Origin of the sequence: Limnospira sp. PMC 289.06, from assembly GCF_032350395.1 — a bacterium.
Classification (GTDB): Bacteria; Cyanobacteriota; Cyanobacteriia; order Cyanobacteriales; family Microcoleaceae; genus Limnospira; species Limnospira platensis.
This window is the reverse complement of the sequence record NZ_JARPLC010000170.1, coordinates 1-8048: the sequence shown is the minus strand read 5'-3', so window position 1 is coordinate 8048 and position 8048 is coordinate 1. Positions and strand designations below refer to the sequence as shown.

Sequence of the window (8048 nt, the reverse complement as noted above, 5' to 3'; positions counted from 1 at the left end):
GCTATCGCTGTCAGGATAAGGGTTTATACTAAACTCCCCGGGTAGGATTCGAACCTGATACATAGCCTATAACCCCTATTCTACCGTTACTTAGGTGTTACTCAAAACCATAGCAGGATCTATCAATCTGTAGCCATAAAATAACCCCTAGGGGTTTAATCTAGGGGTGTTAATTTATGAAAGGTTGACGATTAGATTAATCTATCTGATAGATAACTCTGAGAAATGCCTTAGCTTCTGGAGTGTCAACATCAAACCCTAACGCTGTTAACCGTTCTATGGCTACGTTCAATGGTATAGGTAACTTAGAAACCCCTTTGAGAACTTCTAAGGTAGCGTCAATGCCTTCTGTCTTGTATTTACCTTCATTAACGATTGTGCTATGTCCCATAAGTCTAGCTCGTAACTCGATAGGTAATCCATACTTTTCACCTAACAGGTTGTACAGCCTACGAAAAGCATATTTCTGGGTTACCGGGCATTTCATAGAGAAAATTGTGTGGGTAAACTTTTTGTCAAAGCCTCCAGCTATGGTTTTGGGTTGACTGCCTTTTTTCGGGCTATATTCTGGTAACAACGGCCGTTTCAATTCTAGGAAATCAAACATTTCGGGACTGGGAATTGGGGCTACAACCCTTCCCCCTGTTTTGATACTCACTTTCCGACCTTCTGCGTCAGTAAAGTAAACATAGTCACCTAGCACCAAGTAATTGTCTTGATTATCGGGGTCTGACAGTGCTTTGATAGTGATACCATCATCCGTTACAAATGGCTTAGTTAGATTAACTGCGGCGGCTATCTCGGTAGGTCTTAACCCGTACATTACTGCCATACCAGTCACCCATAACCAGTTATGTCGAGATGATTGATGTTGAGGGCTTTTAACAGTATAGGCTTCTTGTTTGGCGCTATACCACCAATCCTTAAAGGCATCAATGCTTATACGCTGTTTCTTTCTGAATTGCGTTTGTTTGGCGTTAATAGGTTCAAGTTTTTTAAGTAAGTGTTCTTTGTTAGGTGATTTCTCAGCTATGGCTTTTAAGATGTAGTAACGTTCCTTGAAGGTTTTGGAGCCTACTAATTGTTCTCCATTCTGCAAGGGAATATATAGCATAGCCTTGAAACTCTCCCAGCTAGGATATTCATCCCAGTTAGGGAACAGCCTGAAATATGCCCCTTTAGTAGTGTCGTAAGACGCTAAGTCACTAGCGATATCGCGAGAACGTTTCCTTCCTGTGTTGCGGTTGTAACCCGCAAAATACTCATCCTCTAGTTGTTGGAATATTTCCCGATAGGTTATCAGATTATCCTCAATCTGGTTCTTTCCTGAGATAGTCGCATCGTACCAGTTCCAGAACTCACTAGCGCTAGTGATAGTCCCTAGGGCTTCTGATACCAGTTTAGCTTTCTTAACCCCGTCTATCACCCCTTGAGGTGTACACTCAAGATTAGCTGTCTTGGGTAGCCGTTTCCCGGTAGGTGGTTGCTTAAACTGCAATAGTAGGTTGTACCTAGTCCCGGTCTTTTGTAACTTGAGTGTCACTCCTTTGGGACATTCCCCTTTAAAGTCTTGATAGGCTTTCAGGAACCTAGCATAGCCCCCGTCATAGTTACCCTTTCCCCCTACTGTAGGGGTATCAGTAGCGTTACTCATTTTTTACTCACTTGTTATCCTGCTATGGTTTTGAGTAACACCTAAGTAACGGTAGAATAGGGGTTATAGGCTATGTATCAGGTTCGAATCCTACCCGGGGAGTTTTTTCCAAAAATACGGCATTAAATGCGATCGCCGGCCATAGCCTTAACCGGATATCCTACCCAATTACTCGCCTGATTGGAGGTGCGTTCGGGGAGGGAGACATTTTTCGTTAGGTTGCTGTGGTAAAATGCGATCGCCCCATGGCCAAAATTATAGCAGCCAGAACCTTTCACTAAAGCATTATTATTTATGTTCGATGCCCTTTCTGAACGTTTAGAGTCCGCCTGGAAAAAACTCCGGGGTCAGGACAAAATTACAGAATCCAATATCCAGGAAGCTCTGAAAGAAGTTCGTCGCGCCCTATTGGAAGCGGACGTTAACCTGATGGTAGTTAAAGATTTTATCAAAGAGGTTGGCGTTCAAGCCCAGGGTTCGCAAGTAGTATCCGGCGTGAAACCCGGTCAACAGTTTATCAAAATTGTTCACGATGAGTTAGTCAAAGTCATGGGGGAAAGCAATGTTCCCCTGGCTGAAGCCCAACAACCACCAACCATCGTGTTAATGGCGGGTTTGCAGGGAACTGGTAAAACCACAGCTTCGGCTAAGTTAGCCTTGCACCTACAAAAAGAGAATCGCAGCAGCCTGTTAGTAGCTACGGACGTTTACCGACCAGCAGCTATTGACCAGTTAATGACTCTGGGGAAACAGATAAATGTTCCCGTATTCGAGTTAGGGAAAGATGCCGACCCGGTAGAAATTGCTCGCCAGGGTATTGAGTACGGCAAAGCCCAGGGTATTGATACAATTATCATTGATACGGCTGGTCGGTTACAAATTGACCAGAATATGATGGCGGAACTGGCTCAAATAAAGGAGACGGTTCAACCTCACGAGACCTTGTTAGTAGTTGATGCCATGACGGGTCAGGAAGCGGCTACCCTGACTCAGACCTTTAATGACCGAATTGGCATTACTGGTGCTATCCTCACTAAAATGGACGGGGATAGTCGCGGCGGCGCGGCTCTGTCAATTCGGCGTGTTTCTGGGGCTCCGATTAAGTTTGTCGGGGTGGGGGAAAAGGTGGAAGCTCTACAACCTTTTTACCCGGAACGTATGGCATCGAGAATTTTAGGGATGGGTGACATCCTCACATTGGTGGAAAAGGCTGAGGAAGAGTTTGATATCGCCGATGCTGAGAAGATGCAGGAGAAGATTTTAGAGGCTAAGTTTGACTTCACGGATTTTCTCAAGCAGACCCGGTTGATGAAAAATATGGGGTCTTTGGGGGGGTTGGTTAAACTGATTCCGGGGATGAATAAAATTTCTCAGGAGCAGTTGGACGCGGGGGAAAGCCAACTGAAACGCTCGGAAGCTATGATTAATTCTATGACTATTGAGGAGCGTAAGAATCCTGAGTTGCTGTCCAATTCGCCGTCAAGACGTAAGCGGGTGGCTAAAGGGGCTGGATATGCTGAGAAGGATGTGATGCGTTTGGTGAGCGATTTTCAGCGGATGCGGAGTTTAATGCAACAAATGGGTAGGGGTCAGTTTCCCGGTATGGGAATGCCGGGTATGGGAATGCCGGGTATGGGAATGCCGGGTATGGCTGGCGGTAAGAAGAAGAAGAAAGCCAAAAAGAAAAAGGGTTTTGGTCAACTGTGACTGTGGGAGTTTACTTTTGCTGGGTTCTGGGAATGCTATAATAGTAAGTTCCCCCATTCTTCCCCGATTCAGAGGCGGATTTGGTGGTCAGTCTGTCCTAGACTGCTACAATAGCTTAAAATTGATAAGGAGAGTTGATTAGATCCAAATGATCAAACTGAGATTAAAACGTTACGGTAAGAAACGAGAAGCTAGTTATCGGATTGTGGCGATAGATAGTCTGTCGCGTCGTGAAGGTCGTCCCCTGGAAGAGTTGGGTTTTTATAACCCCAGAACGGATGAAACTAGATTGGATACCCCGGCTATTATTCGACGGCTGAAACAAGGGGCTCAACCTACTAGAACTGTGCGTAACATTCTGCAAAAAGCCAATGTATTTGAACAACTCAAGTCCGGAGTCATCGCTGAACCCAGCACCGCAGAACCTGTCAGTCAATCCTAATTATGGGGAGTTGGTACGATTCTTAGTTAGCCCGTTTTTGGGGTCGCCAGAGGCGCTGCGGGTTGATTGTGAGCGATCGCCAGCTCACCGCAAAATTTGGGTGAGATTGGCTTTTGAGGCGGAAGATAAGGGCCGTGTCTATGGTCGTTCGGGACATAATATCCAAGCGATTCGTAATGTTCTATCTGCGATCGCTAGAGTGGCTGGAGAATCGGTGTATTTAGATATTTACGAAGACAGTCCTACCCCAGGTCGCCCTCCCAGGGTTTCAGGAAACCGTCCGTCTCCGAAACGTACCAGCCGCCCTACTCGTCCATCCGCCCCTAGGGGACCAATTCATCGAGACGGATAGTTTTCTGTTGCTAAGGAAAGCGACGTGAGGATCGCCTGTCTGTCGCTTTCCCGATTGATTGTCCTGTATTGGTCTGGTGTATAGATAATGTTTGGTGATACTTTGAATGACTGAGCGATTGACGATTCAGTTACCTACTATCGAAAGTGCGATCGCCTTGGGGGGTTATCAAGAGGATAATCTAAAAACTCTGTCTAAACAAACTGGAACTCAGATAGTTTTGCGGGGTCAAGATTTGCTGATTAGTGGTACGACTAAACAGGTGGAATTGTGCCGAGTTTTGATAGAATCCCTCAAACCTTTTTGGGAAAATGGTAAAACTATCACAGACCCCGATATTCTGACGGCTCGTCATGCTATTAATACCCACCAAGAAGCTAATCTGCGGGAACTTCAGCAGGATGTTTTAGCGAGAACTCGCCGAGGTCAGGATATACGCGCTAAAACTTTCCGTCAGCGCCAATATATTCAAGCTATCCGTACCCATGATTTGACTTTTTGCATTGGACCAGCGGGAACTGGTAAAACTTATCTAGCAGCAATTATCGCGCTTCAGGCGTTACTTTCTGACCAATACGAAAGGTTAATCCTTACCCGTCCAGCGGTGGAGGCGGGGGAGCGTCTAGGCTTCCTTCCGGGAGATTTGCAGCAAAAGGTTAATCCTTATTTGCGACCTCTTTATGATGCGATTTATGAGTTGGTAGACCCAGAAAAAGCGGCTAATTTGATGGAAAGGGGAGTTATTGAAGTTGCACCTATTGCTTATATGCGAGGACGTACTCTCAATAATTCTTTTGTGATCCTTGATGAGGCGCAAAATACGACTCCTGGACAGATGAAAATGGTGCTGACTCGTTTGGGGTCGCGATCGCGCATGGTGGTAACGGGTGATATTACCCAGACCGATCTACCCATAAATCAATCTTCGGGGTTGACAGTTGCCCTCAAGATTCTGCAAAATATTGAAGGGATTGCTTTTTGCGAGTTTTCTCAGGCGGATGTGGTGCGGAATCCTCTGGTTCAGCGGATTGTCGCCGCCTATGAACGACATGAAAAATAAATTACTATTGCTGGATAGGTAATAGCTGAAAATAACTATGGCTGATTTAAAAGAGTTGTTAGAGTCTTGCGAAAGTTTGGGAACTTTGCGGTTAATTGTGACCAGTAGTGCTGCGGTTCTGGAAGTTAAAGGGAAAATTCAAAAGCTATTTTATGCAGAACTTCCTAAAGGAATGTATGCTAATATGCACAGTGATTTGTTTGAATTTCACCTAAATATTGACCAAATTAAAGCGGTGAAATTCGAGACAGGAGAAGCGAAGCGCGGGAATTTTACTACCTATGCGATTCGGTTTTTAGATGCTGAAAATCAACCGGCTTTAAGTGCTTTTTTACAATGGGGAAAACCGGGAGAATATGAACCGGGACAGGTGGAAGCCTGGGAGGGTTTGCGGGCTAAATATGGCGACCACATACAATTCTAATTCCCCTGGGTTGGGGGGGTGAAAGGAGGTGGAACCCAACACGGACCATTCCGGGAAACGGAGGTGGTAGGTTTGGCGGCGCTTGACTCACAAAATAGGTTGATGTGGGTGGCGTTAATCAACAAACGGGGAGGGTTCCTAGGGGTTTCCCAGAGGAGGAATGACGATATAGCTGTGGTTATGGGTTAACTTCGTATTTGGCTAAGTCGGCTTTTACCTGTTCCAAAAATTGACGCGATCGCTCTAAATCAGCCTTAGCACGTTCGAGCCTTTCAGATGATACGACAGTGGCGGATTCGGAAACTTGAGCCGATTCAGGAGTTTGGAATCGCACCTGTCCGATAGTAATAATACTATCATCCCGCAAAATTGCCTGTACAGTGAGTTCATTTTCTCCCGAAAATTCCCCCAAATCAATGCTTTCTTTAAAGCCACTAATACTGGCGGTTGGTGCGTCTGGGTAAACCCTGGCGACATCAGGACGAGAATCACTGACGGAAATAGTTTTAACAATCTTTTCCCCCTGTAGGACTTCCACAGCAATAGCGGGGGAAGTTTTACCCAATACCCAACCGGAAAACTCGACTTGGGAAGAGTTAAGTTTAGCTTCGGCTTGGGGTCTATCAATCATAAAACCCAGCAGGGACTCACAGTCCTCTTTAGGGACTAAGACAACTTCCAGAATGTGAACTTCTTTGTTTTTAGCCATTAGTAAATAGTTAATCAAAAATCAGAGGTGTCAGCACAGACTGTTGTATCATATCATATCTATAATATGGTATTATGGCGATCGCTCCTGTTGTGCTTGGACCATCATTCTGACTATATCAGGCATTTTAAACTTAGCCTCCCATCCTAACTGATGTTTAGCCTTGGCGGGGGAGGCGCGACCGACAGCGATATCTGTGGGACGGTAGAGGCTTTGGTCAGTTTCGACAAAATCTTCCCAGTTTAGACCGACACAATCAAAAGCGGTTTTGACAAAATCCTGGAGAGAGTAAGTTTCCCCGGTAGCGATCGCATAATCATCGGCTTGTGACTGCTGAAGCATCAAATACATAGCCTCGACATACTCAGGAGCCCAACCCCAATCTCGCTGCACGGAGATTCTACCCAAATATAGTTTATCCTGATTTCCAGAGGCGATCGCACAGGCTCCATGAATAATTTTCTGAGTCACAAACCGGGGGGGTCTCAGGGGCGACTCATGGTTAAATAGTATTCCAGAACAAGCAAATAAACCATAGGCTTCCCGATAGTTAGCGACTTCCCAAAAGGCGGCGGACTTAGCGACTGCGTAGGGACTGCGAGGACGAAAGGGGGTATTTTCATCAGCGGGTTCGCCGTAGGTATCACCAAAACACTCACTAGACCCAGCATTATAGAGTTTAATAGGTGCGCCAGTAAATCGGATCGCTTCTAAGAGGTTGAGGGTTCCCCCGGCGATACTATCGAGGGTTTCCACAGGTTGGTCAAAGGATAGACCAACGGAACTCTGACCCGCCAAGTTATAGACTTCCTGTGGTTCAACCTGGGTCAAAACTTGAAGAACACTACGAAAGTCGGTGAGAGACATGGAAGATAATTTCACTCGGTCATAAATTCCCAACCTTTTCAAGTTCCGAAATGAGGACATCTGAGCATCGCGGGAAGTACCATATACGGCATAGCCTTTATCTAACAGCAGTGAGGCTAAATAAGCCCCATCTTGTCCAGATATTCCACAAATTAGCGCTTTTTTCATATACCGGGGTGGTTCAGACTACCAAATACAGATAATAACCGAATCATCATTCTAGTCCATAGGGTGCGTCAGAGGGATAACCTATCGGGTCAACGGCCAATTTGGTTCATCTGACGCACCACCCATATCGTGGTCAAGAAACCCGGTTTCTCAAAGAAACCGGTTTTCTCAGGGGAAACGGTGGGGCGGGTTTACCACAACCTGGGTGGGGAATTGAGAATTGACGGCCGAGGCGCGCCCCTACAATTAATAATTAATAATTATCACCCTCGTAGGGTGCGTCAGAGGGATAACCTATCGGGTCAACGGCCAATTTGGTTCATCTGACGCACCACCCATATCGTGGTCAAGAAACCCGGTTTCTCAAAGAAACCGGTTTTCTCAGGGGAAACGGTGGGGCGGGTTTACCACAACCTGGGTGGGGAATTGAGAATTGACGGCCGAGGCGCGCCCCTATAATGAATAATTAATAATTATAGCACAAGACAGAACAGTTAGGACGTATAATGGCAAGGATATCTACATAAGACCCAAAATGCCAGCCCCCTACAGTTACGACCTTAGACAAAAAGTTATTAATGCAATTGAACTAGACGGTATACCCAAAACCGAAGCCAGTCAAGTTTTCCATGTCAGCCGGAACACTATCAATCTCTGGCTGCAAA

10 protein-coding genes are annotated in these 8048 nt (G+C 45.8%); 6 read left to right on the top strand and 4 right to left on the bottom strand.

Annotated features, from left to right (window positions below):
- Positions 1–196: 196 nt before the first annotated feature.
- Together P5674_RS21955 and P5674_RS21950 are read right to left on the bottom strand one after the other, a co-directional pair.
- Positions 197–1654, bottom strand: coding sequence for a recombinase (locus tag P5674_RS21955; protein WP_315643007.1), 1458 nt, complete (start codon positions 1652–1654; stop codon positions 197–199).
- Positions 1655–1776: 122 nt separating this feature from the next.
- Complete coding sequence (locus P5674_RS21950; RefSeq protein WP_014275079.1) at positions 1777–1932, bottom strand: hypothetical protein; 156 nt, start codon at positions 1930–1932, stop codon at positions 1777–1779.
- A 16-nt stretch (positions 1933–1948) separates the two neighbouring features.
- Here P5674_RS21950 and ffh point away from each other — a divergent pair, with 16 nt between their 5' ends.
- The 5 genes from ffh (at position 1949) to P5674_RS21925 (ending at position 5639) form a co-directional block, all read left to right on the top strand.
- On the top strand, positions 1949–3361 hold the full coding sequence (gene ffh / locus P5674_RS21945) for a signal recognition particle protein (protein WP_014275078.1): 1413 nt from the start codon (positions 1949–1951) through the stop codon (positions 3359–3361).
- A 148-nt stretch (positions 3362–3509) separates the two neighbouring features.
- Entirely contained in the window at positions 3510–3803 is a 294-nt protein-coding gene (rpsP, locus tag P5674_RS21940) for a 30S ribosomal protein S16 (protein ID WP_006616557.1), read from the top strand.
- A gap of 10 nt (positions 3804–3813) precedes the next feature.
- Positions 3814–4155 (top strand): KH domain-containing protein, encoded by a 342-nt coding sequence (locus tag P5674_RS21935; RefSeq protein ID WP_434057617.1) that lies wholly within the window; start codon positions 3814–3816, stop codon positions 4153–4155.
- Between the two features lie 106 nt (positions 4156–4261).
- Positions 4262–5215 carry a PhoH family protein gene (locus P5674_RS21930; RefSeq protein WP_006616559.1) on the top strand — a complete coding sequence of 318 codons (954 nt, stop codon included), beginning with the start codon at positions 4262–4264 and terminating at the stop codon, positions 5213–5215.
- Between the two features lie 37 nt (positions 5216–5252).
- Complete coding sequence (locus P5674_RS21925; protein ID WP_006616560.1) at positions 5253–5639, top strand: ChuX/HutX family heme-like substrate-binding protein; 387 nt, start codon at positions 5253–5255, stop codon at positions 5637–5639.
- Between the two features lie 178 nt (positions 5640–5817).
- Here the strand turns inward: P5674_RS21925 and P5674_RS21920 are convergent, their stop codons facing one another.
- Both P5674_RS21920 and P5674_RS21915 read right to left on the bottom strand, forming a co-directional pair.
- Positions 5818–6348 (bottom strand): hypothetical protein, encoded by a 531-nt coding sequence (locus P5674_RS21920; protein WP_006616561.1) that lies wholly within the window; start codon positions 6346–6348, stop codon positions 5818–5820.
- Between the two features lie 72 nt (positions 6349–6420).
- Positions 6421–7383, bottom strand: coding sequence for a GDP-mannose 4,6-dehydratase (locus P5674_RS21915; protein ID WP_006616562.1), 963 nt, complete (start codon positions 7381–7383; stop codon positions 6421–6423).
- 535 nt (positions 7384–7918) lie between these two features.
- Here P5674_RS21915 and P5674_RS21910 point away from each other — a divergent pair.
- On the top strand, positions 7919–8048 hold a 130-nt coding region (locus tag P5674_RS21910; protein ID WP_315670280.1), incomplete at its 3' end, for an IS630 transposase-related protein.

Coding starts and splice junctions, on each gene's coding strand:
- P5674_RS21955 (WP_315643007.1), bottom strand. CDS start 1,654: ATGAGTAACGCTACTGATACCCCTACAGTAGGGGGAAAGGGTAACTAT.
- ffh (WP_014275078.1), top strand. CDS start 1,949: ATGTTCGATGCCCTTTCTGAACGTTTAGAGTCCGCCTGGAAAAAACTC.
- rpsP (WP_006616557.1), top strand. CDS start 3,510: ATGATCAAACTGAGATTAAAACGTTACGGTAAGAAACGAGAAGCTAGT.
- P5674_RS21930 (WP_006616559.1), top strand. CDS start 4,262: ATGACTGAGCGATTGACGATTCAGTTACCTACTATCGAAAGTGCGATC.
- P5674_RS21925 (WP_006616560.1), top strand. CDS start 5,253: ATGGCTGATTTAAAAGAGTTGTTAGAGTCTTGCGAAAGTTTGGGAACT.
- P5674_RS21920 (WP_006616561.1), bottom strand. CDS start 6,348: ATGGCTAAAAACAAAGAAGTTCACATTCTGGAAGTTGTCTTAGTCCCT.
- P5674_RS21915 (WP_006616562.1), bottom strand. CDS start 7,383: ATGAAAAAAGCGCTAATTTGTGGAATATCTGGACAAGATGGGGCTTAT.